The organism is Labrenzia sp. THAF35, assembly GCF_009363595.1.
Taxonomy (GTDB): domain Bacteria; phylum Pseudomonadota; class Alphaproteobacteria; order Rhizobiales; family Stappiaceae; genus Roseibium; species Roseibium algicola.
In genome coordinates this window covers 320,613-345,722 of sequence record NZ_CP045381.1, presented here as the reverse complement: position 1 = coordinate 345,722, position 25,110 = coordinate 320,613, and the positions used below count along the sequence as shown (strand labels likewise).

26 protein-coding genes are annotated in these 25,110 nt (G+C 60.1%); 17 read left to right on the top strand and 9 right to left on the bottom strand.

Annotated features, from left to right (window positions below; all coding sequences use genetic code 11):
- Positions 1–3: 3 nt before the first annotated feature.
- From ugpC to FIU93_RS29870, 11 genes are all read left to right on the top strand, one after another.
- Complete coding sequence (gene ugpC, locus FIU93_RS29920; RefSeq protein WP_152507952.1) at positions 4–1,062, top strand: sn-glycerol-3-phosphate ABC transporter ATP-binding protein UgpC; 1,059 nt, start codon at positions 4–6, stop codon at positions 1,060–1,062.
- A 52-nt stretch (positions 1,063–1,114) separates the two neighbouring features.
- Positions 1,115–2,119: a LacI family DNA-binding transcriptional regulator gene (locus FIU93_RS29915; RefSeq protein WP_075283500.1), complete on the top strand. Its 1,005-nt coding sequence runs from the start codon at positions 1,115–1,117 to the stop codon at positions 2,117–2,119.
- Positions 2,120–2,521: 402 nt separating this feature from the next.
- Entirely contained in the window at positions 2,522–3,502 is a 981-nt protein-coding gene (locus FIU93_RS29910; RefSeq protein WP_023001278.1) for a TRAP transporter substrate-binding protein, read from the top strand.
- A 25-nt stretch (positions 3,503–3,527) separates the two neighbouring features.
- Positions 3,528–4,019 carry a TRAP transporter small permease gene (locus FIU93_RS29905; protein ID WP_023001279.1) on the top strand — a complete coding sequence of 164 codons (492 nt, stop codon included), beginning with the start codon at positions 3,528–3,530 and terminating at the stop codon, positions 4,017–4,019.
- Positions 4,020–4,022: 3 nt separating this feature from the next.
- The gene (locus FIU93_RS29900; protein ID WP_152507951.1) at positions 4,023–5,321 is read left to right on the top strand and encodes a TRAP transporter large permease; all 1,299 of its coding nucleotides are present in this window, start codon (positions 4,023–4,025) and stop codon (positions 5,319–5,321) included.
- Positions 5,322–5,442: 121 nt separating this feature from the next.
- Entirely contained in the window at positions 5,443–6,774 is a 1,332-nt protein-coding gene (gene hisD, locus FIU93_RS29895; RefSeq protein ID WP_075283498.1) for a histidinol dehydrogenase, read from the top strand.
- On the top strand, positions 6,771–7,535 hold the full coding sequence (locus FIU93_RS29890) for an SDR family oxidoreductase (protein ID WP_152507950.1): 765 nt from the start codon (positions 6,771–6,773) through the stop codon (positions 7,533–7,535). Before hisD ends, FIU93_RS29890 begins: the two co-directional genes overlap by 4 nt.
- Positions 7,535–8,554, top strand: a complete 1,020-nt coding sequence (locus FIU93_RS29885) for a LacI family DNA-binding transcriptional regulator (RefSeq protein ID WP_152507949.1) — start codon at positions 7,535–7,537, stop codon at positions 8,552–8,554. Before FIU93_RS29890 ends, FIU93_RS29885 begins: the two co-directional genes overlap by 1 nt.
- A gap of 131 nt (positions 8,555–8,685) precedes the next feature.
- Positions 8,686–9,648, top strand: coding sequence for a cupin domain-containing protein (locus tag FIU93_RS29880; RefSeq protein WP_152507948.1), 963 nt, complete (start codon positions 8,686–8,688; stop codon positions 9,646–9,648).
- Between the two features lie 61 nt (positions 9,649–9,709).
- Positions 9,710–10,408 carry an alpha/beta hydrolase gene (locus FIU93_RS29875; RefSeq protein ID WP_152507947.1) on the top strand — a complete coding sequence of 233 codons (699 nt, stop codon included), beginning with the start codon at positions 9,710–9,712 and terminating at the stop codon, positions 10,406–10,408.
- Between the two features lie 7 nt (positions 10,409–10,415).
- Positions 10,416–11,111, top strand: a complete 696-nt coding sequence (locus FIU93_RS29870; RefSeq protein WP_075283494.1) for an RraA family protein — start codon at positions 10,416–10,418, stop codon at positions 11,109–11,111.
- A gap of 108 nt (positions 11,112–11,219) precedes the next feature.
- Here FIU93_RS29870 and FIU93_RS31815 read toward each other — a convergent pair whose 3' ends face one another.
- Both FIU93_RS31815 and FIU93_RS29865 read right to left on the bottom strand, forming a co-directional pair.
- The gene (locus tag FIU93_RS31815; RefSeq protein ID WP_265733580.1) at positions 11,220–11,348 is read right to left on the bottom strand and encodes a hypothetical protein; all 129 of its coding nucleotides are present in this window, start codon (positions 11,346–11,348) and stop codon (positions 11,220–11,222) included.
- 89 nt (positions 11,349–11,437) lie between these two features.
- Positions 11,438–12,367 (bottom strand): LysR family transcriptional regulator, encoded by a 930-nt coding sequence (locus tag FIU93_RS29865; RefSeq protein WP_152507946.1) that lies wholly within the window; start codon positions 12,365–12,367, stop codon positions 11,438–11,440.
- A 134-nt stretch (positions 12,368–12,501) separates the two neighbouring features.
- Between FIU93_RS29865 and FIU93_RS29860 the strand changes: the two genes are divergently transcribed.
- Positions 12,502–12,831, top strand: coding sequence for a nuclear transport factor 2 family protein (locus FIU93_RS29860; RefSeq protein ID WP_023001291.1), 330 nt, complete (start codon positions 12,502–12,504; stop codon positions 12,829–12,831).
- Complete coding sequence (locus tag FIU93_RS29855) at positions 12,828–13,610, top strand: SDR family oxidoreductase (protein WP_152507945.1); 783 nt, start codon at positions 12,828–12,830, stop codon at positions 13,608–13,610. The genes FIU93_RS29860 and FIU93_RS29855 overlap by 4 nt, the downstream gene beginning before the upstream one ends.
- A gap of 18 nt (positions 13,611–13,628) precedes the next feature.
- Here the strand turns inward: FIU93_RS29855 and FIU93_RS29850 are convergent, their stop codons facing one another.
- Complete coding sequence (locus tag FIU93_RS29850) at positions 13,629–14,099, bottom strand: MarR family transcriptional regulator (RefSeq protein ID WP_075283490.1); 471 nt, start codon at positions 14,097–14,099, stop codon at positions 13,629–13,631.
- A 159-nt stretch (positions 14,100–14,258) separates the two neighbouring features.
- On the opposite strand from FIU93_RS29850, the gene FIU93_RS29845 reads away from it, so the two are divergent.
- Positions 14,259–15,029 (top strand): alpha/beta hydrolase, encoded by a 771-nt coding sequence (locus tag FIU93_RS29845; protein ID WP_286202478.1) that lies wholly within the window; start codon positions 14,259–14,261, stop codon positions 15,027–15,029.
- 30 nt (positions 15,030–15,059) lie between these two features.
- On the top strand, positions 15,060–16,649 hold the full coding sequence (locus tag FIU93_RS29840; protein WP_152507943.1) for a GMC family oxidoreductase N-terminal domain-containing protein: 1,590 nt from the start codon (positions 15,060–15,062) through the stop codon (positions 16,647–16,649).
- Positions 16,650–16,956: 307 nt separating this feature from the next.
- Here FIU93_RS29840 and FIU93_RS29835 read toward each other — a convergent pair whose 3' ends face one another.
- On the bottom strand, positions 16,957–17,586 hold the full coding sequence (locus FIU93_RS29835; protein ID WP_152507942.1) for an NAD(P)H-dependent oxidoreductase: 630 nt from the start codon (positions 17,584–17,586) through the stop codon (positions 16,957–16,959).
- A 111-nt stretch (positions 17,587–17,697) separates the two neighbouring features.
- Between FIU93_RS29835 and FIU93_RS29830 the strand changes: the two genes are divergently transcribed.
- The gene (locus FIU93_RS29830; protein WP_152507941.1) at positions 17,698–18,615 is read left to right on the top strand and encodes a LysR family transcriptional regulator; all 918 of its coding nucleotides are present in this window, start codon (positions 17,698–17,700) and stop codon (positions 18,613–18,615) included.
- An 86-nt stretch (positions 18,616–18,701) separates the two neighbouring features.
- Here the strand turns inward: FIU93_RS29830 and FIU93_RS29825 are convergent, their stop codons facing one another.
- From FIU93_RS29825 to FIU93_RS29810, 4 genes are all read right to left on the bottom strand, one after another.
- Positions 18,702–18,944, bottom strand: a complete 243-nt coding sequence (locus FIU93_RS29825; RefSeq protein ID WP_168687600.1) for a cysteine rich repeat-containing protein — start codon at positions 18,942–18,944, stop codon at positions 18,702–18,704.
- 115 nt (positions 18,945–19,059) lie between these two features.
- Positions 19,060–19,638, bottom strand: a complete 579-nt coding sequence (locus FIU93_RS29820; protein WP_152507939.1) for a hypothetical protein — start codon at positions 19,636–19,638, stop codon at positions 19,060–19,062.
- A gap of 56 nt (positions 19,639–19,694) precedes the next feature.
- Entirely contained in the window at positions 19,695–21,032 is a 1,338-nt protein-coding gene (locus FIU93_RS29815; RefSeq protein ID WP_152507938.1) for a HAMP domain-containing sensor histidine kinase, read from the bottom strand.
- Between the two features lies 1 nt (position 21,033).
- A complete protein-coding gene (locus FIU93_RS29810; RefSeq protein ID WP_023001301.1) occupies positions 21,034–21,750 on the bottom strand; it encodes a response regulator transcription factor in 717 nt (238 codons plus the stop codon).
- Between the two features lie 295 nt (positions 21,751–22,045).
- On the opposite strand from FIU93_RS29810, the gene FIU93_RS29805 reads away from it, so the two are divergent.
- Complete coding sequence (locus FIU93_RS29805) at positions 22,046–22,723, top strand: SH3 domain-containing protein (protein WP_152507937.1); 678 nt, start codon at positions 22,046–22,048, stop codon at positions 22,721–22,723.
- 53 nt (positions 22,724–22,776) lie between these two features.
- Here FIU93_RS29805 and FIU93_RS29800 read toward each other — a convergent pair whose 3' ends face one another.
- A complete protein-coding gene (locus FIU93_RS29800) occupies positions 22,777–25,095 on the bottom strand; it encodes a cytochrome P450/oxidoreductase (protein ID WP_152508007.1) in 2,319 nt (772 codons plus the stop codon).
- Between the last annotated feature and the right edge of the window lie 15 nt (positions 25,096–25,110).

The window sequence follows — 25,110 nt, the reverse complement described above, 5'->3', positions numbered from 1 at the left end:
TCCATGGCCGAGATCCAACTGAAAAATGTCACCAAGCGCTGGGGCAATGTCTACGGCGTCAACAACTTCAACCTGCACATTGCCGACCGCGAGTTCCTGGTTCTGCTGGGTCCGTCCGGCTGCGGCAAGTCCACCACCATGCGCATGATCGCTGGTCTGGAAGACATCTCCGAAGGCGAGGTCATCATCGGCGACCGGGTCGTGAACACTCTGGAACCCAAGGATCGCGACATCGCCATGGTGTTCCAGAGCTATGGCCTTTATCCCAACCTGACGGTCTACGAAAACATCCGCTTCCCGCTGAAGGTTCGCAAGGTGCCAAAGGACCAGCATGATGCCCGGGTGATGAAGGCGGCGGAAATGGTCGATCTGACCGACCTGCTCGACCGACGACCCGCGGAGCTATCCGGTGGCCAGAGGCAGCGCGTCGCTCTGGCACGTGCAATTGTCCGCGAGCCGACGGTTTTTCTCATGGACGAGCCCCTGTCCAACCTGGACGCGAAGCTGCGCGTGTCGACCCGCGCCGAGATCAAGAACCTCCAGCACCGGCTGAAGACGACCACGATCTACGTTACCCACGACCAGATCGAGGCGATGACCCTTGCCGACCGGGTGGTGGTGATGAGCGGTGGCGTCATTCAGCAGGTGGCAACACCGACGGAGATCTATGACAACCCGGCCAACACCTTCGTGGCTTCCTTCATCGGCTCTCCGGCGATGAACCTGGTCAAGGGAGAGATTTCCGCCGGCGTATTTACGGCTCAGAACATCCGCGTGGAAGGTCTGCGCGGTGACATCTCCGGGCCGGTGACCCTGGGTTTCCGGGCCGAGGATGTGACCCTTGTCGACGGGGGAGGCGAGCTGTCGTCGACCGTTTTCGCCCTGGAGCTTCTCGGCGACGCCTCCATGGTGGCCGTCGAGGCGGGTGGGGAACTGGTCAACCTGAAGGCCGCCAAGGATTTCCGCTCCGAGATCGGTGCGCCGATCAGCGCGCGGATCCCGATCGAATGCTGTCATCTGTTTGATGCGCAGGACGGCCGGCGGCTCACCGTGAAGGGGTGACAAGTTCGCGAAGCACGAGTACTCAGAACATGATAAAATCACGGAGGCCCGCTTGAACAGCAAACCGGTTACATCTGTAGACGTTGCGCGCAAGGCCGGCGTTAGCCAGTCCGCAGTCTCCAGATATTTTACCCCGGGCGCCTCCGTTTCCAAGAAGATGGCCGAGAAGATCCGTATCGCCGCGGACGAACTCGATTACCGGCCAAATGTTCTGGCAAGGGCGATGATCACCGGGAAAAGCCGGATCATCGGCCTGATCGTCTACTACTTCGAGAACCAGTTCTATCCCGAAGCGGTTGAAAAGCTTTCGATCGCGCTTCAGGAAAACGGCTACCATGTCCTCCTGTTCATGGCATCGAACACCATCAACGATGTCGAGCCCGTCATCCAGGAAATCATGGGTTACAGGGTCGACGGCATCATCATGGTGTCCGTGTCCGTTTCCTCGACACTGGCGGAGCGGTGCCGGGACCTCGACATCCCGGTGCTTCTGTTCAACCGCGATCAGCCGAAGGACAATCTGCGCGCGGTGACCAGCGACAATCGCCTTGGCGGCGAGCTGGCGGCAAAAGCGCTTCTGCGCGGAAAGCCGAAACGCGTTGCCCTGCTTGCCGGCTTCTCCGGAGCCTCGACGCAGATTGATCGCGAAGCCGGGTTCATGGCTGTGCTGCAGGAAGCAGGTGTCGAACTGCACTCCCGAGCGGACGGAAACTATCACTATACGGATGCCGCCGATGCAGCCCGCCAACTTTTCGACGTGCCCGATCAGCCCGATGCTGTCTTTGTTGCCGACGACCACATGGCGCTCGCAGCCCTGGACGTAATCCGCTTCGAGTTCAAACTGAAAGTTCCCGAGGATGTAGCCGTGGTCGGCTTCGACGACATCCCGCAAGCCGCCTGGCCTTCGTTCAACCTCACCACGATCCGGCAGCCCATCAACCAGATGGTCTCGGCGGCAGTCGCCATGCTGGTCGATGCGATAGAGGAGGGGAATACGGACGTCCGCAAGGTCCGCATTCCGCCTGTCGAGGTCATCCGCGGCACGACCCGAAGCTAGTATTCCCGAACAGAACGCTTACCAGCTGCGACCCCTGTGCGGCCGACGCCGGTTCGCCAAGGCCTTCGCGTGTCACTTGTCGGAAAACTCCGCTTGCAAGCGTTTTCACAAATTTTGCAAAAATATTTTTTTGCCTGCCTCAAATCGCGAATTTTTCGATCGTTTTACAACAATTTAGAACGTATTTTGTGGGGTTTTTTCGCCCCTGAAATTTTGGGAACGTTTGCAAAATCTCTTGCGAACTGACTCAATCCGGCGTAGGAACCGGGTCAAGGGCCGGGTCGCAGGCATACGGAGGTACCGCGATCGTGCTCCGGGGAGGAGTCGGTGGGACTGCAGCTTGCAAGCGTTCCCAAATGCCGGTTCTCCCGTTTTCAATTTCGCTTCTCGGGAGGGAACAGAATGAAAGTCGCCGTTTGGGCTGCAACAGCCGCACTTGCATTTGTCACACAGGCAGCAGCCGATACGACCATCCGCATCGGCCATGCCACGCCTGAGGTCTCGCCCGTCCACCAGGCTCTGAGCTACTTCGAGGAAGAACTCGAAAAGCGCTCCAATGGCACCATCCAGGTAGAGATCTTTCCAGGTGGCCAGCTCGGCAGCGTCAAGGAAATGACCGACCTGGTCCAGTCCGGCAACATCACCATGACCACGGGTGCGTCGGTTCATCTGAGCTCGACTGTCGATCAGTTGGCCGTGCTCGACCAGTTCCTTCTCTTCAAGGACGAAGAAACCGCGCGCAGCCTTCTGGACGGCGACGCCGGCAAGACCATCTCTGCAGCCATGGAAGACCGTGGGCTCAAGAACATGGGCTTCATGGAACTCGGGTTCCGCAGCTTCACCAACTCCCGTGCACCGCTCGACAGCTACGAAGCCTTCGAAGGCCTGCGCATGCGCTCGGCAGACAACCCGATCGCCATCAAGGCCTGGCGGTCCGTTGGCGCCGTTCCGGTGCCGCTGGCGTGGGGAGAGATCTATTCCTCATTGCAGCAGGGCCTGATCGATGGCCAGGAAAGCGCCCTGAGTTCAATGATCATCGAGCGTTTCTTCGAGGTGCAGAAATACGTTTCCCTGACCGGTCACATCTATTGGCCGGAACTCTGGATGGCCAATCTTGACTGGTATAACGGCCTGGACGAAGCCGACCGTACGCTCATCGACGAAGTTGCAGTGGAAACCGTCAAGAAGCAGCGCGAGCTGACCGCGGCCGCCAATGCCGAAACCCTGGCCAAACTCAAGGAAGCCGGGCTTGAGGTGAACGAGCTGCCGGAGGCCGACAAGAAGCGCCTCGGCGAAACAATGAACGCCGCCATCGAAGGCGACATTCGCGCCAAGGTCGGCGACTCCTTCTACGACACCTTCATGCAGGCCGTCGCGCAGTAAGCGAACCAGGGGAGGAGAAGGCAAAATGCGGTTTCTCGAAAAATGGTTCGAGCCGGCGGTGATCGTCTCGATGCTGGGCATGATCATCATTCTGGTCTTCGCGGACGTGATTGCGCGGCTTGCCTTCTCCACCTCGATAGCTGTGGCGAACGAACTCGCCCGGTTTTCCTTCGTCTACATGATCTACTTCGGCGTGAGTTACGCAATTCGCGAGCGCCGGCACATGCGTGTCACGGTTCTGATCGATGTCATGCCGAAGGCACTGCGCCACTGGATGTTCGTGCTCTCCGAGGTGATCTTCCTGATCTATTCCGTCGTCGTTTGCTGGCTCGGTGTCGTGATCACGCAGCAATCCATCGACCGCGGCAAGATCCTGAGCTCCACCGAGTGGCCTCAAGCCGTGCTTTACGCGGCGATCATCTTTTCCGGTGCCCTGAGCAGCCTGCGTCTTTTGCAATCCATCAAGGCTGCCGTCGTTGATGGCGACACGCGCCTCGGCCCCCAGACGGATATCTGAGCCATGACGACAGCCATTCTCTTCGGAAGCTTCCTGTTGCTGTTGCTCATCGGCGTACCGATCGGCATTGCGCTCGGCGCGGCGAGCATGCTCGCAATCCTCTATATTCCGTTCCTCAGCCTCGACATGTATGCCCTCGGGCTGGTCTCGGCCATCGACAGCTTCACGCTCATCGCGGTGGTGCTGTTCACCCTGGCCGGCAGCCTGATGGCCGAAGGAGGCATTTCCAAACGCCTGATCGCGGTTGCAGACCATGCCTTCGGCGGCATGCCCGGCGATCTGGGCACCGTGACGATCATGTCCTGCCTGTTCTTTGCGGCCATCTCCGGAACAGGATCCGCGACGGTGGCGGCCATCGGCCTCGCCATGATCCCGGCTCTGGTCGATCGGGGCTACGACCGGGCCTATGCAGGCGCCATGGTGGCCTCCGCAGGCGGGCTTGGCGTCATGATCCCGCCGTCGGTGGTGATGATCGTCTATGCGGTCTCATCCGGTGTCTCGGTGACGGCTCTCTTCATGGCCGGCATCGTTCCGGGCTTCGTGATCGCGCTGACCCTGATCGGCTACAACGTGATACAGCGTCGCTCCGGAAACCAGGGTGCGGGCAACCCGGTACCGCCAACCCGCACCGGCAGTCTCTGGGCCGCCCTTTGGGACGCGAAGCTCGCCCTCGCCATGCCGCCTGTTGTTCTCGGCAGCATCTATTCCGGCATGGTGACACCGACCGAAAGTTCTGCCGTCGCCGTCGTCTATGCCCTGATCGTGAGCTGCTTCGTCTATCGGGAGCTTCCGCTGTCCGCCGTTCCGAAGATGATGCTGGAAGCAGCGTTGCTGGTCTCCGCCGTGCTCGTCATCATCGGTGCGTCCTACGCCTTCGGCCGCATCATCGCTCTGGAGCGTATCCCGTCCGATCTCGCCCAGCTCGTGCTGTCGCTGACCCAGAGCAAGGTGGTGGTGATGCTGGCCGCGATCGTCCTGCTTCTTATCGTCGGAACCTTCCTGGAAACACTGGCGGCAATCGTCATCCTGACACCTGTCCTTCTGCCGATCATGCTGAAACTCGGCGTGGATCCGGTTCACTTCGGCATCGTCATGGTCGTGGCGCTTGCCATCGGCTTCGTGACACCGCCGCTCGGAGCAAACCTGTTCATGGCCGCCGCTGTCGGCAAGATCCGGTTCGAGGACATCGCCCGCAGGATCTTTCCCTGGGTGGTGACGATGATCTTCGCGCTCCTGCTGATCGCTTTCATTCCCGTCCTGTCCCTTGTACTGCCAGAACTGTTCCTGGGCTACGGGCGCTAAACCTTCGGCGGTCAACCCGCTGAACCACACAACAGCGGCATTTCGGCCGCATTCGAAAGATGACGACGGACGATGCGGTTTCGCCGCGCAGAAAGTCGCCCGGAAAACTGAGGAACCTGAAATGACTGTCGAGTATCTGAAGAAAGGGAAGCCGGAAGCGGACCGTGTCGAGGACGACGCCAAGGTGCGCGCCGTTGTCGAGGCAACCCTGAAGGATATCGAGGAACGCGGCGATGCTGCCGTGCGCGACCTCAGCGAGAAATTCGACAAGTATTCCCCGGCATCCTACCGCCTGTCGCAAGAGGAGATCGACAGCCTGATCGCCCAGCTGACCGAGCAGGAACTGTCCGATATCAAATTCGCCCAGGCGCAAGTGGTCAATTTCGCAAAGGCCCAACGCGACAGCATGCTGGATATTGAGGTCGAGACGCTGCCGGGCGTCATTCTCGGCCACCGCAACCTGCCGGTTCAGTCCGTCGGCTGCTACGTGCCGGGCGGCAAGTTTCCGATGGTGGCCTCCGCACATATGTCCGTCGCAACAGCGAAGGTCGCCGGCGTTCCGCGCATCGTTGCCTGCACTCCGCCGTTCGACGGCAAGCCCAATCCCGCCGTGATCGCGGCCATGCACCTTGGTGGCGCGGACGAAATCTACGTGCTGGGCGGCATTCAGGCCGTCGGCGCGATGGCCATCGGCACGGAAACCATCGAGCCGGTGCACATGCTGGTTGGTCCGGGCAACGCTTTTGTTGCGGAAGCCAAGCGTCAGCTCTTCGGTCGCGTCGGCATCGATCTTTTTGCCGGACCGACGGAAACCATGGTGATCGCCGATGAAAGCGCCGCAGACGCGGAACTCTGCGCGACGGATCTGCTCGGCCAGGCCGAACACGGCTACAACAGCCCCTGCGTGCTGCTGACCAACAGCCGCAGGCTGGCGGAAGAAACCATGGCCGAAGTCGAACGGCTTCTCGCAATTCTGCCGACAGCGGGCACCGCCCGCGTGAGCTGGGAAGAATACGGCGAGGTGATCGTCTGCGACACCTACGAGGAAATGCTGAAGGTCGCCGACGACATCGCTTCCGAGCATGTTCAGGTCATGACCGACCGCGACGACTGGTTCCTGGAAAACATGACCTGTTATGGCGCGTTGTTCCTCGGCCCGCGGACAAATGTCTCCAACGGTGACAAGGTCATCGGCACCAACCACACGCTGCCGACCAAGAAGGCCGGCCGCTACACCGGCGGACTTTGGGTCGGCAAGTTCCTGAAAACCCACAGCTATCAGAAGGTCATGACCGACGAAGCAGCGGCCAGTATCGGTGCTTATGGCTCGCGCCTGTGCATGCTGGAAGGTTTTGTCGGCCACGCCGAGCAGTGCAACGTCCGCGTTCGCCGCTATGGCGGTGTCAATGTCCCCTATGGTGAGGCAGCACCGGTTCTGGAGAAGGCCGAATGAGCCTTCCGCGCACCCCGTCCTTCCGTCTAGATGGCCGGCGCGCCCTCGTAACAGGTGCGTCCTCCGGCATCGGCAGGGCGTGCGCTGTCGCGCTTGCGGAAGCCGGGGCGGCAGTAACACTGGCAGCCCGGCGGGCCGCGCCGCTTCAGGACCTTCAGGCAGAAATGCAGGCCGAAGGCATGCAGGCGGACGTATTGGTCCTCGACATGGCAGATCATGAAGCACTTGAAAAAGCCCTCGCTGACCTGCCGGCTTTTGACGTTGTCGTGAACTCCGCCGGCATGGCGCGCCATGGTCCTGCGCTGGAAACCCGGCCCGAAGACTTCGATGCAGTGATCGACCTGAATTTCCGGGCAGCCTATTTTCTCGCAGCCCTGGCCGCAGGCCGGCTGGCAGCCGAAGACAAGCCGGGTTCGATCATCAACATCTCGTCCCAGATGGGCCATGTCGGCGGCATCGACCGCGCCGTCTATTCAGCTTCCAAGCACGCAATCGAAGGCATGACCAAATCGATGGCGATCGAGTGGGGCCCGAAGGGGATCCGCATCAATTCCATCTGCCCGACCTTCATTCGCACCCCGCTGACCGAGACGACCTTCGAGAACCCCGAACGGCGCAAGTGGATCGAGGAGAAGATCAAGCTTGGCAGGGTAGGCGAAGTCGAGGATATCATGGGCGCGGTCGTCTACCTCGCCTCGGACGCATCCTCCCTGGTGACCGGAACGGCATTGCTGGTCGATGGAGGTTGGACGGCGGACTGATGAGCAAGGAAAAGGTCACACTCAGCGAAGTCGCAAAGCTGGCAGGGGTTTCCCAGTCGGCAGTCAGCCGTGCATTCACGCCGGGCTCCAGCGTCTCGCAGAAGACCCGCGACCGCATCGAGGCGGCAGCCGAGGAACTCGGATACCGACCGAACCCGATCGCGCGGGCGATGATTACCGGTAGAAGCCGGATCATCGGCCTCGTCGTGGCCTACCTTGAAAACCAGTTCTATCCGCTCGCCATCGAGCGTCTCAGCCGGGCCTTGCAGGCCAGGGGCTATCACATCCTGATCTTTCTGGCGGAGAACCAGGAGGACGATGTCACCCGCGTGGTCGACGAATTGCTCGATTACCGCGTCGACGGCATCATCACGGCCTCTGTTGCAATCACCAACGACCTGACCACTCGTTGCGAGGACGCCGGCATCCCGATCGTCATGTTCAATCGCGGTCAGGACGACAACCGCCTGTCGTCGGTAACCTCCGACAACCTTGCAGGCGGCCGGACCGTCGCCAACTTCCTGGTCGCCTGCGGACATGAACAGATCGCCCATATTGCCGGTTGGCAGGGATCTTCGACCGGGCGCGACCGCGCACGCGGCTTCACTGAGGCGCTTGCCGAACACGGCCGCGAACCCTGTGCCGTGCTCGACGGAAAATACAGCACCGATGTTGCGCGCCAGCTTGCGCGCGAGCTCTTCGGTTCAGCGGACAGACCGGACGCGGTATTTGTCGGCAACGACCATATGGCACTTCCCGTGATGGACGTTCTGCGTTTCGAATTGGGGCTTTCCGTACCGGGCGACGTCGCTGTGGTCGGCTACGATGATGTGCCCGTCGCAGGCTGGCCGACCTATGACCTGACGACAGTCCGCCAGTCGGTGAACCGGATGGTCGAGGCAACAGTCGAGACATTGCTTGGCCGCGTCGAGGGACACACAGAGCCCACACGCATCCTGATCCCTGGCGATTTGATCCAGCGCGGTTCCACGCGCAAGCTGGACCCGTTCGGCATATGAGGACACCCCTTCAGACCGAGGAACGGCATCACACCTATCTGCAGAGCTTGAGATCACGGCGGCTGAACAACCACCCGCCGAACCGGCTGCTGGCCGCCCTACACTGACCAGATTTCTCAAGGATATTCGACATGAGTTCGATCAACGATCGCATCGTTCGCTACGGTGAACTGAAGCCGTGCAAGACTGCCTTCATCGACGCCCATACGCCTGGCTCGAACCAGAAGGAAAACTTCACCATCATCGGCGGCGGGGTTTCGGAAAGTCCCGATCAGCACGTCCACATCACCGACAAGGTCGGCTTCAATATTGGTGCCGCGGGACAGCCGCCGCATTGCCGCAACTCGCTTCACAACCACACCACAGCCGAAGTCTTCTTCGTGCTGAAGGGACGCTGGCGCTTCTTCTGGGGCCGCTATGGCACGGCCGGCGAATTCGTTGCCGAGGAAGGCGACATCTTCAACATTCCGACCGGGATTTTTCGCGGGTTCGAGAACATCGGCACCGACTACGGAATGATCATGGCGATCCTTGGCGGCGATGATGCCGGCGGCGGCGTGACCTGGGCACCTCAGGTGATTGAGGACGCGCGGGAACACGGTCTCATTCTTGGGGAGAACGGGGTCCTCTACGACAGCAAGAAGGGCCAGACCCTGCCGCACAACGTGTCGCCGATGCCGCTTCTGACCGACGAAGAGTTGAAGGCTTTCCCGGAAACGCCGGTGGAGGACGTGGTCCGCGACTATGTTGCCCGCTACTGGGACCTGATGGCGCTGGCAGCGAAAAAGCCGGCGAAGGTGATCGGCGAGAACGCTCTCCTGAAAGACAAGCCCGGTTTCGAGGTCGAATTCCTGACGCGCGGCTCACTCTCCAGCGACACCATCACACCGGAGAAGCCGACAGTGCTGATGCCGATGCGTGGCCACTGGGCGCTGAGCTGGAGCGGCGGTCAAACCGTGCTCAACCCGGGCGACACCGCCCTGATGCTCGCCGGAGAGGCTTACTCGCTTGAGCCGTCGATGACCGGCGAGGCATCGCTCTACCGGGTTGTCGCCACAGATGATCCCGCTGGCCTGACCTGGACCGGGAACTGACACCTGGCAGCCGGCGAGGCTCTCCGGTCTCACCGGCTGCCTTCTTGAAAAGGAAGTGGCCATGACGCGTCTCCCGCTCGTCCTGATCCCCGGCATGATGTGCGATGCCCGGCTCTACGGGCCGCAGATCGCTGCCTTTTCCGGGTCGCGTGCACTGCATCTTGCTCCGATCTGCAACGAGGACAATGTCGAGGCCCTGGCAGCGGCGATCCTTTCCGGCGCACCGCAACGCTTTGCGCTCGCGGGCCTTTCCATGGGCGGGATCGTCGCCATGGAGGTCGTGAGGCAGGCGCCCGAACGTGTGGAGCGTCTGGCACTTCTCGACACCAATCCACGTGCCGAACTGGACACGGTGAAGGAAAAGCGGGCGCCACAAATGGCGGCGGTCGGCGCAGGTGGGCTCTCGGACGTCATGCGCCTCGAGGTCATTCCAAATTTCGCACATGACAGGTCGACCGCTGCCGACCTCGAGAGCCTTGCGCTTGACATGGCCGAAGGCCTCGGACCCGAGGTTTTCCTGCGCCAGTCGAAAGCGCTGATTGACCGCCCGTCACAGACCGAAACGCTGCGCGCCTACAAGGGCAAGGCTCTGGTCCTGACCGGCGAGAGCGACAGGCTTTGCCCCCTTGATCGGCATACACAAATGGCCGAACTGCTTCAGAACTCGGTTCTGGAAATCATCGAACAAGCCGGTCACCTGACGACACTGGAACAGCCGGCGGCAACGAATGCCGCACTCGCACGATGGCTTGAGGACTAGGATTAGAATGGATCAGGAACTTCTGGAACTGCTGAAACGCGTGGATACGCCGACGGTCTGCAATGCCATCGAGGTTGTCGAGGGCAAGCGCGGCTTCAATGGCTTCACACGAGGCACCATGCTGTGCAGCGCACCGGAGGGTGGCGCCATGGTGGGCTATGCCTCAACGGCCAAGATCGCCGCACTCGAACCACCAACAGAGCCTGCGGACGTCATCCGCGCCCGCCGCATGGAATACTACCGGCGCATGGCCGAGGCTCCCAAACCCTCGATAGCCGTCATCGAGGACGTGGATTTCCCGCATTGCATCGGGGCCTACTGGGGCGAGGTGAATACTTCGATCCACAAGGCCTTCGGCATGTCCGGTGCCCTCACCAACGGGGTCATGCGCGACCTCGGCGATATGGCAGAAGGATTTCCGGTCGTCGCGGGTTCCATCGGCCCCAGCCACGGGTTCGTGCATGTTCGCGAGTTGGGCACGCCTGTCAGCATCTTTGGGTTGACTGTCCAGGATGGTGACCTGGTCCACGCCGACCGCCATGGCGCCGTGGTCATTCCGGCGGAGGTCATACCGGGCCTTAAAGAAGGTATTGCCAAACTCTTTGCCTCGGAAAAGATCGTTCTGGAAGCCACAGCAAAAGGACCGATGGACTTTGCCGCCTTCGAGAAGGTCTGGAAGGCCTTCGAAGCGGCCCGCGTCTGAGGATTTGGGCTCAGCAAAGAGGACATGAAACCAGCTAATTGCAATAGCTTGAGGTTCATTCTTTGCCTGTTGCCCGGTGGCCCCGGACTGGCTCAGACCAATCTCATATCAACCGTCGAGATCGCGTTTGGACAGAATGCGATCGACCAGTCCCCATTCGAGGGACTCTTCCGGTGTCATGCGCTCCTTCGTGCGCAGGATTTCTTCCGCATGGATCGCCAGGTCCAACGCCATCATCAAGGCACGGCCTGATCGTCAGAAACGTTCAGTTCCCGCTGATCGGCTGTAGCTGAAACCGCACGACACTTTCCAGAAACGGCAGTGGCTCATTGCTCAGCCGGAAATAGATCTCTTCGCGTGGCTGCCTTGCCAAGGTCCCGTGCCATATTGACGAAAGCCCGGAAGGCAGCCGAAGGGTTTTTACGCCCGGGATAATAGAGACACAGCGGCGACGTTGGCGGGGTCCAATCCTGCAGGACCCGTTCAAGTCGCCCGGCGGCGATGTCGTCGCGCACGTTGGCTTCCATGAAAAACCCGATCCCGATCCCGTCGAGAACGGCCATTCGTGCAAGCGAAGCTTCATCAAGTGTAATAGGACCCTCCACGTCGATCAGGAGGGCATTGCCATCCTTCTCGAAATGCCAGCGATAAAGCGCACCGTTTGGCAGCCGGACACGGATGCATTGGTGAGCCAGAAGATCGGGTGGTGCGCCAGGACTCCCATGTTCTTCGAGGTAGGCGGGGGTGGCGACCACGGCAAAGCTGCGAGGCGCCCCCAGCGGCACAGCGATCATGTCACTTGGCACCAGGTCGGCGGTTCGGATTCCCAAATCGAACCCTTCGGCAACGATATCGACGATCCGGCCTTCGGTGACGAGATCGATGTGAACCTGCGGGTAGCGCTGCACGAACGCCAGAACAAGTGGCGCAAACACTTCCCGGGCAGCTGTTGCGAAAGCATTGATGCGCAATGTCCCCGAAGGCGTGTCCTGTTGCGAGCGCACGGCTGCCATTGCGTCCTGGATGTCACGCAGTGCAGGGGACACCTGTTCGACGAAGGTTCGACCGGCATCCGTCAACGAGACACTTCGCGTGGTGCGATTGAACAGGCGAACCCCGAGTTGCCGTTCTATCTTGCCAATAAGGTTGCTGAGCGCCGTCGTCGACAGCCCGAGTTCGAGCGCCGCCGCACGGAAAGACCCTCGATTGGCGATGGCCAGAACCGCTTCAAGTTCTCCCAGGATCTGACGTGACATTGTTCCGATTTTCGTGATGTTACATCCAGCTTTATCCCAATTATCGCGATTAAGGTCCAGCCATATATTTCGACCATCGACGCCGGAACACACCGCTGATCCGGCTGGACCATCACCAGAAACGGAGATGTCAGATGGATATCCGGTTACCAGGACCGATTGCTGCCTATTTCGAAGCTGACGGAAACAGGAATGCCGATGCCGTCGCTGAATGTTTCAGCGAAGACGCGGTCGTCAAGGACGAGAAAAACGTGCATGCGGGACGCACCGCGATCCGCCGATGGAAGGCGGAAGCTTCAACAAAGTACTCCTACACGGTCGAGCCTTTCGCAATCGAGGTGGAAGGAAATCGCAAGGTGGTGACGGGCCACGTTGCCGGGAACTTTCCCGGCAGCCCTGTCGACCTGAAGTATTTTTTCCGCCTGACGGGCGAGAAGATTGCCGAACTGGAGATCCTGCCGTGAGCAAGTTCCTCAGTCTTGAAGGCAAACGGGCGCTTGTCACGTCCGGAACGCGAGGCGCAGGAGCTGCGACGGTCAGACTGTTCCGGGAACTCGGGGCCGAAGTGCTGACAAGCGCCCGTACCAGGCCGGACACGCTTGAAGATGGCGTCCAGTTCGTCGCGGCAGACCTGACCACGACCGAAGGCTGCGGTGACCTTGTCGCCGCTGTCCGGGAAAGGCTGGGAGGCGTGGACATCATTGTTCATATGCTCGGCGGTTCCTCTGCTCCGGGAGGCGGGTATGTCGCCCTGACGGACGCCGAGTGGCATAACGAGCTCTATCTCAATCTCTTTCCTGCCGTTCGTCTGGACCGGCAACTCGTGCCGGACATGGTTGAACGGGGAAGTGGTGTCGTCATCCACGTTTCGTCGATCCAGAGGGAGCTGCCGCTGCCTGAATCGACAACCGCCTATGCGGCGGCGAAGGCAGCGCTGTCCACCTACAGCAAGGCCCTGTCGAAAGAAGTCTCGCCAAGGGGTGTGCGCGTGCTGCGTGTATCGCCCGGGTGGATTGAGACGGAAGCGTCGGTGCGCCTTGCCGACCGTCTCGCCAAGCAGGCCGGCACCGATTACGAGGGCGGCAAGAAGATGATCATGGATGCGCTTGGCGGAATACCGATCGGTCGCCCGACAAAACCGGAAGAGGTCGCGAACCTGATTGCGTTCGTGGCGTCCGACCGCGCGGCCACGATCACCGGCACCGAATACGTCATTGACGGGGGCACCATACCGACAACGTAGACATGGCGAACGCGCGGATCAGGCGGGAGTACCCCACCCGCCGATCTGAGAATAGATCGTGTCGCGAAGATTTCGGATGTTCTTGTTGAGACTCGCCAGGTCTTCGGGGCTTTGCATCGAAGCCGTCAGTAGAGCCTCGCCAAGGCATCCTGCCCTGGACTGCAGCGCACGGCCCTTGTCGGTCAAGGCCACGACAACCTGTCGCTCGTTGTTTGGATTTCGGGTTCTTTGCAGCAGTCCCGCCGTTTCGAGACGCTTGAGAAGCGGCGTGAGTGTACTCGATTCCAACGCCAGGGTCTCGGCGATTGCCCCGACTGTCTTCTGGTCGTCGCGCCAGAGAACATTGAGAACGAGATACTGCGGATAGGTCACCCCGAGCTCGTCAAGAAGGGGTTTGTAGACGCGCTGAATGGCAATCCCTGCCGAATAGATCGCGTAGCAGAGTTGATCGTCCAAAGGCGGTGGACTGTTCTTCCGGTCATTCGTCATGCGCTGCTCCTTTGCCCCCGGTATATCAAACCACATCACGAGAAACAATATCGCGATAACATTTCTCTTGACGTGAAAATTGGATCACTATAATCACACTTATCGCGATAACTGTTATCGCTACTTATTTGGAGAAGAGCCATGAAGACCAAGACGAAAATGTTTGTTCTGGCGGCTGCCGCCGCTGCCGTCATCGGACTGAAGTCCGCGAATGCGTCAGACACCATTCCGGCGGATCAGACTGTCAGGAATGTTGTGCTTGTTCACGGCGCTTTTGCGGATGGCTCCGGCTGGCGCGGCGTCTATGACGAACTGACAACGCGTGGATACCGGGTCACCATCGTCCAGAACCCGCTGACATCTCTGGAAGACGATGTTGCGGCCACCAAACGCGCATTGGACCGTCAGGACGGCCCGGCCATTCTTGTCGGGCATTCCTGGGGCGGCACGGTCATTACCGAAGCGGGGATCGACCAGAAGGTTGCCGGGTTGGTCTATGTCTCGGCGCTTTCACCGGATGCCGGCGAAACGACAGCTCAACAATATGATGGATTTCCAGCAGCTTCCGAGTTCGTCATCGACACTTCGGAAGACGATTTCGCCTATGTCGACCGGGAAAAATTCAAATCCGGCTTTGCCCATGATGTCAGCGACGCGGACGCCGCTTTCATGCGGGATTCTCAAGTTCCCCTCAACTTGGCAGCGTTTGGCACGAAGCTGAAGAATGCCGCGTGGCGCTCAAAGCCGAGTTGGGCGGTGATTGCAACCGAAGACAAGGCATTCGACCAGGCCATGCTGTACCACATGGCGGAACGTATCGGCGCAAAGATCACGAAGGTCTCTGCCAGCCACGCTCTCTTCATGACCCAGCCGAAAGTCGTCGCCGACACGATCGACGAAGCCGCACAAACGGTCTCGAGCCAGCATTAAACAACACAAGCATCGATAGAGGTCGATCACATGGACAAGACCATGCAGCTCGAAAAGACAAATGCCGAATTCGATTTCATCGTATGCGGTGCAGGTTCCAGCGGGTCGGTTGTCGCAGCCAGATTGGCCGAAGACGGCAATGCCAGGGTTCTGCTCCTTGAGGCTGGAGGCGACGATCTCGCCGAAAGTGTCATGGAACCGGCTCAATGGCCGTTGAACCTTGGCAGTGACCGTGATTGGAGCTTCATTGGTGAACCAACACCTGGGCTCGCCGGCCGCCGGCTTCCCTTAAGCATGGGCAAGGGGCTTGGTGGTGGTTCAAGCATCAATGTCATGGTGTGGGCCCGGGGCCACAAGGAAGACTGGAACCATTTCGCCGCAGAATCCGGCGACGAAGCCTGGGGATACCAGTCCGTGCTCGGATATTATCGCCGTATTGAAGACTGGCGCGGAACACCGGATCCTTTGCGAAGGGGATCCGGCGGCCCCGTCCACGTCGCGCAACCTGACAGTCCAAAGCCGGTTGCCAGGGCACTTCTCGACGCGGCGGAGCTGATTGGTGTTCCCGTCTTTGACACGCCCAACGGCGAGATGATGGAAAGTGCCGGCGGTGCATCGATCGCGGAACTGAGGATCCGCAACGGCAAGCGGGAGTCGGTCTTCCGGTCCTACACCCACAAGATGATGGCGCAACCAAACCTCACTGTGCTGACCAATGCATTGGTCACGCGGCTCCTTTTCGAGGGAAAGAAGGTGATCGGCGTCGAAGCTTTGGTCGATGGTGAAGTTCGGCAGTTCCGCGCGCGATATGAAACAGTGCTGTCACTCGGCGCTGTTCACACACCCAAGGTTCTGATGCAGTCCGGTATCGGTCCCGAGGATGAACTGCGGGTTCACGGCATCCCCGTTGTCCAGCATCTCCCCGGCGTTGGCCGCAATCATCAGGATCACATCGCGTTTGGGTGTACCTGGGCGTACCGCAAACCTCAGGAGGTCGGCGGGGGCGGCTGTGAAGCGACCCTCTACTGGAGGAGCAATTCCGGTCTTCAGCAACCCGATATCCTTCAGTGCCAGCTTGAGTTTGCCGTGCCCAGCCCTGTTGAAACGGACCTGGAAACACCTGAGCACGGCTGGACGATGTTTGCCGGGCTTGCACAGCCGAAAAGCCGGGGACGGCTGCGTCTATCCGGGCCGGATGCCCGCGACCCTATGCTCATAGAACCCAACTCCTTGAGTGAGCCGGAAGATCTGACGGCTGCATTGGCGGCAGTGGAACTATGCCGTGAGGCGGGAAACAGTGAAGCGTTCACGCCGCTGGTCAAAACCGAGACGGCACCGCGGTCTCGGAACAAGTCAGGCATGATCGACTTCATCCGGAAATCCGCTGTCACCTACTGGCATCAATCCTGTACGGCCAAGATGGGGCGGGACAGCATGTCGGTGGTTGATAATCAGCTCAAGGTGTATGGCATCGAAGGACTTAGGCTCGCCGACGCCTCGATCATGCCGCGCATCACGACCGGCAATACGATGGCTCCATGTGTCGTCATCGGAGAGCGGGCGGCGGATATGATCCGGCTCCAGCACGGGTTGTCCGATGCGCCCGACACCGACCATTGACACGTCCAAGGGACGTTTAATCTCTGATTGAAACATGGTCTGGACGCGGCGGCTGCCTCCGCCGCGTCCGCCTTTATTGATCACTCGGCCAAACTGAGCCGATCTTCATCTCGGGCAGGGCATGAAGGGACAGGTGTTTCCGAATGTGGATGCAGAAATCCGAACAGGAGAGACCAAACAGGCTTTCAGACGTTCGCTCACAACGGAAACCCCGCCCGCTGACATAGACAGGGGCGGGGGTAGAGGACGACGGTGTTGAAATATGCCAGTTTCGCTATCGCAACCGACGAAATCCGCTGCAAGGATGTCAGGCAGCCACCAGCAGCAAGTCGTCAACCACCTCATTGGCTGCCTTCTTGGCTGCGGCGATGGCCTCTTCCTGGAAAGAGGCACCGAAGGCAAGTTTCTCGGCGCGAATGAAAGTGACGTCCGTGATGCCGATGAAGCCGAGCAAGGTGCGCAGGTGAGGTTCCTGGGCATCCATGAGCTGCGCCGGTCCTTCGCTGTAGAGGCCGCCTCGTGTCAAGACGACGATCGCACGCTTGCCTTTCAGGAGGCCTTCCGGACCTGCTTCGCTATAGGAAAAGGTTACTCCGGCGCGCAGCACGTAGTCGAACCAGGCTTTCAGCGTGGACGGAATGCCGAAGTTGTACATGGGCGCACCGATGACCAGCAGGTCGGCCGCCTTCAACTCGGCAATGAGTTCGTCGGAGAGGGCCTGCGCGTTTGCCTGCACTTCGTTTTCAGCTTCGGGAACACGCAAGGCAATCGTGGAATCCTGCGTCAGGTGCGGTACGGGATTGCTCCCCAGATCGCGGGCAATGACCTTGCTTTTGCCGTTCTTGAGACGCAACTGGTTTACGATGTGGGTGGTAAGCTGGTTGGATACGGAGGCATCGCCCAGAACACTGCTTGTGAGTACGAGAACTTTAGACATTGATTGTACGTCCTGCTTTTCATGAAAGAAATTCAGTCGTCAACTTGGTTCCCGGATGCCTTTTCCGGAACCGTCATTTTCCGCACCAGATTGTTGCTCTGAGAGGAACGCATGATTGATCTGGACGATATGCGATGCTTCATCGAAGTCGTGGAATGCGGCAGCCTGAGCGCGGCTGCGACGCGGCTCGGCATCTCGAAATCCATCGTCAGCCGCAGAATTGCACGGATTGAAGACCTGCTCGGCACCCGTCTTCTGGATCGGACGACCCGCGGCATTGCCCCCACGGAGGCTGGCCAGGAATTCAAATCCAGAAGCGAGGATCTTCTGGCGATCTATGAAGATACGCTCGAAGCAATCTCCGAGCACTCGAACGAAATCGTCGGTGAATTGCGACTGTCGGTCCCTCTTGCCTTCGGGACAAGACATCTTGGCCCGATCCTCGGATCTCTGGCCTGTCGTCACCCGCGGTTGAAAGTGGATGCCTCGTTTTCAGACCGTGTTGTCGATCTGATCGGCGAGCGGTTCGATGCTGCGATCCGAATTGGGAAGTTACGCGATTCCAGCTACGTCGCTCGCAAGATCGCACCGATCAACTCGATCGTCGTCGCCAGCCCGACCTATCTGAAGCAAAACGGTACACCCCAAACGCCCGAAGACCTGACCGCCCACGAATGCCTCATTTACACAGCCGCGCTTTCACCGGACTGGATCTTCCACAGTGGCAACGGGAACATCTCGGTACGCCCCTCGGGACGTCTGCGCACTGACAACGGAGACATAACCGTAGCCTGGGCGGTTGCGGGGCTTGGAATTGCTCACGCGCCCCTGTTTCTCGTCAACGATGCGGTTGAACGTGGTGACCTTGTTCCCCTGCTGCTTGACTATCCGACACCTGAAGTCGGCCTTTTCGTACTCCGCCCCCCTGGCGCGAATACACCCCGGAAGGTCAGGGTCCTGATCGACGCGCTCGTCGAAACCTTTTCCGGCAAGCTGGAATGGAAAGGCTGGACCAGTCCGTCCGAATGAAACGACATGGGCAAGAGCCCCTCAAAAGGCAAAGTTGAATTGGCAGCGGCGGCATTGCCGGGAAGGGTCTGCCGCCGCGGCTTTTGTTATTGCGGCGGACGTGACGCCTGAAGTTCAAGAAGCTTGTTCGCGCAACTCGGCGACATGTTTGCCGCATTGGCCTGAAGGCACTGCAGAAGCCTGCCGCCGCCCGGCTGTATGCCGGAGCATAAGCTGCGCACATCGGCTTCGCAGGCGGTCCTGATTTCCCGCATCTGCTGACGGGTCAGCTCCTGGGCATGAGCCCCGGAGACGCCCAGAAGCAAAAGAGCCGAAATCAAAAATCTCATGAAAATCATCCTATGTCTCGAGGGGGACGACGGGCGCGTAGAACATTGGCGGCCACGCGCCCGTCTTTGCCGGTGCGGCGGGAGCACCGGCAATTCCGTCGTATTGAGATGCGGGTTATCTGAGGGTAAGGCGAGGAAACCGGGAGGCCTCAAGCTGTTCTTCCGTTAGCGCTGCGCGCAGGTTCTCGACTGCGGTTTTCAACGCTGCACCCTTTTCGCCATAGACGGAGAGGACGTCCGCCAGAGCTTCAATCCGGCCGAAGGCTTCCGGACCTGCCGGATCTTCGTCAGGCGCTCCTGCAAGGGCGCGCACCGTGCCGGCATCCGGGACCAGAGCGAGCATTGCAGCGGTATAGGCTCGCCATTCGTCCTGTTGGTCGGCCCGGATGCCGATTGCCGTTTCCTGCGAACTCAACGCTCCGGCCATCCTGAACCTGGCGGCTTTCCCGGTATAGAAATGCCGAAGATGATCGAGGCGCTCCGCAACGTCGTAGATGTCGGGAACGCCCCCGAAGACGATAGGCAATTCGGGTGGATAGGCAGGGCCTTTGATGGCGAAGGGATTGTCCTGCGACACCGCGGCAAAAGGCATGACGGCGGCAAGCGTGACGCCGGCCACAAGTGACAAGAGGATCAGCTTCTTCACGGTACTCTCCAATTCGTTGTCGATGGAGAGATCCTGCAAATTCTGCATATCCGCCGGTTTTCCGGCTGATGGGAAATTGTAGCTTTTTGTTTCCCGCCCGGTGGTCAGCCTGACTTGAAGAGGGGCAACGTCACCTTCACCCGACCACCCCGTGGGGTGTTTTCCAGACTGATGGCCCCGTCATGGGCTTCGGTCAGTGACCGGGCTACCGAAAGACCGAGGCCTGCACCGCCAGTTCCCCGGGACCTTGATGGTTCCGCGCGCACAAAGGGCTCGAGCAACAGCGATCTGGCTTCTTCCGAAAAGCCGGGGCCATCATCATCAATCAGGATCGTTATCCGCTCTCCGTCCTGGTCGAAGGTTGCCCGCGCGCGGGTGCCATATTTGATGGCGTTGTCGACCACGTTCAAAATGATGCGCCTGAGCGCGACACGATCGCCGACGATCCATGCCTGCTTCCGCGCGAAATCCTCACTCGCTTCGGCAGGCAGTCCTGCTTCCCTGAATTCGGCAAACTCCGCGCTGACAAGTTCGCAGAGATCAAGCAACTCCTCGTCGAGCACGCCGACGCCGGCCCGGGAAATCAGAAGGGCATTGTCGAGCAGGGAAATCATGTCCGTGATATCGGACGTTGCCCGCTCTCGCTCCGAGGCGTCCGGCAGATTTTCCAGACGCAATCTGAGGCGGGTGGCGAAGCTGCGCACGTCGTGCTGGAGCCCGCCGATCAGTGCCATTCGCGAGCGGGTCATGGTGTGAAGCCGCTTTTGCAGCCTGTCGAACGCCCGGACGAGGGCTGAAATTTCCGGCGTACCGGCGCGGGTATCCGGCAAGGGAACAGGTTCGGTGGACGGATCGATGCGGTCCACCGCCGCCGCCAGCCTTGCAAGCGGCCGGATCTCACGGTGGAACAGAAGCAGCGCGATAAACGCGAACACCGTACCTAGCAGACCCGCCCCCAGGCCGACAGGCAAGCCCAGAGGCGTGACCGGGAACGGCAGATGAACCCCGATTGCCAGAGCGTTGCCGTCTCCCGCTGTGATCCAGAACTTGAGCGGGCGCATGGGGCCGAAACGCCAGCGGCTGCCGTCCAGTCCGTTCAGCTTGCGAGACTGTGCGGCAAGCAGGCGCTCTCCCAGAATTGCCCGGTAGGGTTCAAGCACACCGCTGTCACGCAGTTCGCTGTCGGTTTCGGGAACCTCGGAAACGGCTACCAGTTGAACATCAAACCCCGGCGAACGGACAGCTTTCAGAACCGTGTCCTGCTGCGCGGGAAGAGTACCAGCAAAAAGCTCTGCAATCGCGGCAAGCTGCACAGGTTCGGGGTTGGATGTTGCGCGCGAAAGACTGCCTTCGCGATAGGCGACGCCCAGCACCAGCAGCCACAAGACCAGAAGCAGGCTCGCGCCGATGGCAACAAGTCTTGCGACCAGGCCGAAGCGCATCTCACGCCACCTGCCGGACCGAGGCCGTCAGAAGATAGCCGCCGTTGCGAACGGTGTTTATCAAGCTGCTGCCGGGGCTGTAGCTTTCCAGTTTCTTGCGGATGCGCGAAACCAGGATATCGACTGTACGGTCGAAAGGACCGGCACTGCGACCACGGGTCCAGTCCAGGATCTGATCGCGGGAGAGAACCCTGCGTGGGCGGAGAACAAAACACGACAGAAGATCGAATTCGGCACTGGTGACGGACACCAGATCTCCATCGTCGGTCTCGACCTGGCGCGCGTCCAGATCGACAATGAACCGGTCAAAGGCAAACCGTCTCGACATGGGTTGCGAGGGGTTGGAGGCAGCCCTGCGCAACATCGCCCTGACCCGTGCCAGCAGCTCTCGCGGGCCAAAGGGCTTGACGACATAGTCATCGGCGCCGAGTTCCAGCCCGACCACACGGTCGGTTTCATCCCCTTTTGCCGTCAGCATGAGAATGGGCGTATTGCCCTGAGCACGCAGCCTGCGGCAGATGGACAGTCCATCTTCGCCCGGCAACATGAGGTCGAGAATGAAAAGGTCCGGCTGGACGCGTTCAAGCGCCGAATCCATGTCCCGGCCGTCCTGTGCAGAGACGACTTCGAAGCCTTCCCGGCTCAGAAACTCACCCACAAGACGGCGGATTTCATGATCGTCGTCGACGATCAATATTGTCTTTGCATCCGGTTCCATGAGTTCAATTGCACATGACGACCTTGCGAAATCAAACGAAAACAGGCAGCGATTACAAAATCATACAAACCGGAAATCTAACGAAATGCCTTGGCTGCCAGAGCGCCGCACGGTGCAGAACCACCGCGGCCACGGCATTTGTCTTACTGTACGCGCCAGCAGGACCAACGCCGGCCGAACGGTCATGTTTTACAAATTGAAACATAACGCAACGCGCCGGAAAGACCAGGTGCAAGCGACGGGTCGAGGGTCTCTGGAGGCCGCTGCCAAGGCGGCGACGCATATGGAGAACACCATGATGAAACGACTGTACCTCGCGCTGGCGATCCTGATCGGCGCACCATCGCTTGCGGCGGCGGCAACGGTTGCCGTCTCCACCGGAAACGTGAACCTGAGAGCTGGCCCTTCGACCGGCTATCCCGTCGTCACTGTTGTTCCCGCCGGAACACGGATCACGACTTACGGCTGCGTTTCCGGCTATTCCTGGTGCGACGTGAGCTTCGGCGCGTATCGCGGCTGGGTGTCGGCCAGCTACATTCAGGTCGTCTACCGCGGCAACCCGGTCATCGTCACGCCAGTGGTCGCACCGGCAGTCGGCCTTACAGTCGTTGCCTATAACCGCGCTTATTGGGACACCTATTATGCCGCGTATCCCTGGTATGGCCGCTGGGGTCATTATTACCGCCCGGGTTATCCGGTCGCGCCGGCGGCACGCGTTACTTCGCATGACAGGGCAGTTACCTGCACAGGAGACAGCTGCACGGCCACGCGGACGACGACGGGTATCTACGGCGGTTCGGCCAGCCAGTCCCGCACCTGTGCCAATGGTGAATGCAATGCCACCCGAAACGTGGTCGGCCCTTACGGCGGCACCGCGTCACGCACCCGCAACTGCAGCACCAACAGTCAGTCCTGCACCGTCAGCCGGACGGGACCTGCCGGCGGCACCAGAACGCGGGTTTTCCAGCGTTGAAACGATTACCGGTCTGCGGACGGTTCGCTCATTGCGAACCGTCGCCCGGCACCCTACAGCGCCAGCTTGACCTTGCCGCCCTTCACAGACCGCGAGCAGCAGGACATCATGCGCCGGTTTTCCGCGCGTTCGGTGCGCGTCAGTACCACGTCGCGATGATCGATTTCTCCCTCAAGAACTTCAACCTCGCAACTGCCGCACAAACCTTCCCGGCAATCGCAGGCAATGTCGATACCTGACGCAAGCAGTGCGTCGAGCAACGTTACATCCGCTGCGACTTCAAGCGTCAGGCCGGAATCTTTCAGTTCGACCTGAAAGGCGTTTTCCTTTGATGGATCGAGAGCCGTCTCCTGCGCGGAAAAATGCTCGAAATGCAAAGTTCCGGCCGGGTGACTTGCAGTAAGGTCTTCCAGCTGGGAAATCATCCGCTGCGGACCGCAAGCATAGATCTGTCCGCCGTCGTGCAAGCCGGCGACAATGGCAGTCAGATCCGCACGTGCGCCTTCGTCCCCCGCATAGATCGCGAGCCTTCCGGAGTGGTCTGCATGCAACCGGTCCAGAAAGGCCATGCTTTCGCGGGATCGACCGCAATAGTGGATCGTGTAGTCCCGCCCCAAGGCTTTCAGCCGGCCTGCCATCGCGAGGATTGGGGTGATGCCGATCCCTCCGGCAATCAGGACGTATGAGCTGGCCTGTTCGTCGAGCCGAAAGAGGTTGCTGGGTCCGCGAAGGCGCAGTTCAAGCCCCTCTGCGGCGACCTCGTGAATTCGGCGGGAACCGCCCCGTCCATCTTCTTCAAGAAGCACGGCGATATCGTAGTCGCTGCCATCGGCTCGGCCGCACAGAGAATATTTGCGATCAAAGCCCTCAAGACACACTTCGATATGTGCCCCGGCACTCCAGCCCGGCAGGGACCGGCCCTTGGCATCCTCGATCGTCAGCCCAAGAATGCCGTCTGCTTCCCTGCGGACATTCTTGACGCGGATCTTGCGGGCGATGTCACGGCGCGCAGGCGCTCCAACCGGGAAATGATGGTTTCCGTTTGCAATCGAGGGCGTGGCCCGCTCGGGGTTCTTCACCGGATCCCACTCGACCCAGACATGATCCGGACCTCTGAAGGACGTATTGGCGAGGTAGGTGAATTCCTGTTCGGCCAGTTGCAGGTGTGGCAGCCGGCGCGTCATTTCCTCCAGGAAGATCCGCATTTCCATACGGGCAATGTTCTTGCCCATGCACTGGTGGCTGCCGTAGCCGAACGTGAGGTGATCTACGGCGTTGTCGCGGTAGATGTCGAACTTGTCGCCGTCTTCGAAATGCCGCTCATCCTGGTTACCGGACGCCTGAACGATAAGCAGCTTCGCACCTTCCGGGATCTCGACGCCGCCGATACTGGTCGCCGCCATCGCCTGCCGCCGCCACGCAACGATGGAGCCTGAATAGCGCAGGCACTCCTCCACCGCGTTGGGGATCAGGCTCGGATCCTCGCAGATATCCTGCCAGGCCTGCCTGTGGGTGAGCAGCGTCTTGAACATTCCTGCCGAGGCAAGCGACGTCGTTTCGTGTGCGGCAACGATGATCGCCATCATCATCGAATGTACGTAGCTGTCCGGCACGACATCCGGCATTTCCGCGTTCTTGCGGATTGTCTCATGCATCCAGCCGGTTCCGTCCGGCTCCTTGCGCATCTTTTCGATGATCTTGCCCGCGTAGTTCCAGAATTGCCCGACGTCATGCGCAATGGCGATCTGTTGCTCGTCGGTGGGCTTGCCCCAGGTATTGACCGAGTGGGCGACCGAGAAGTTCTTGAGGACCGCAATGTCGTCTTCCGGAACACCCAGAAAATGCAGGGCGACATTCAGCGGCACTTCGTAAAGCATGGCATCGACCAGATCGACCCGGCCGCTGTCGATGAAGGCGTCGATCTTTTCGCGCGTCAGCCGGCGCACCATCTCCTGCCTGGCTTCCAGATTATCCGGAAGAAAGTGGTCCATCAGAGCGCGCCGCCGTTCCATGTGTACGGGCTCGTCCTCGTTCACCATGGTCCGGTTCATTGCGTAGCCGTAGCCATTCAGAACCTCCATTGCTTCCGGCGTTGCCGGTGTGATTTTTTCCAGGGCGTTCCGGGGCGAGAAGAGGATGTTGTCACGAAAGACCGCCTTGATGTCATCGTAGCGACTGACCACCCAGTAGCCGAGCTTGGGACTGTAGAAGACGGGCAACTGCTCCCGCGACCAGCGCAGAGCTTCTGCGGGGTCCGCCTGATAGGGTCCGGCGAACGCATCGAATTCGGCAGCCTTTTTGGAAAACGGACACTGGGCTTCGGCAGCGGCCGGGTTGTCCGGCCTGCCTCTTGAAGACTTACCGCCCGCCATCGCGTCTGCAGGGCT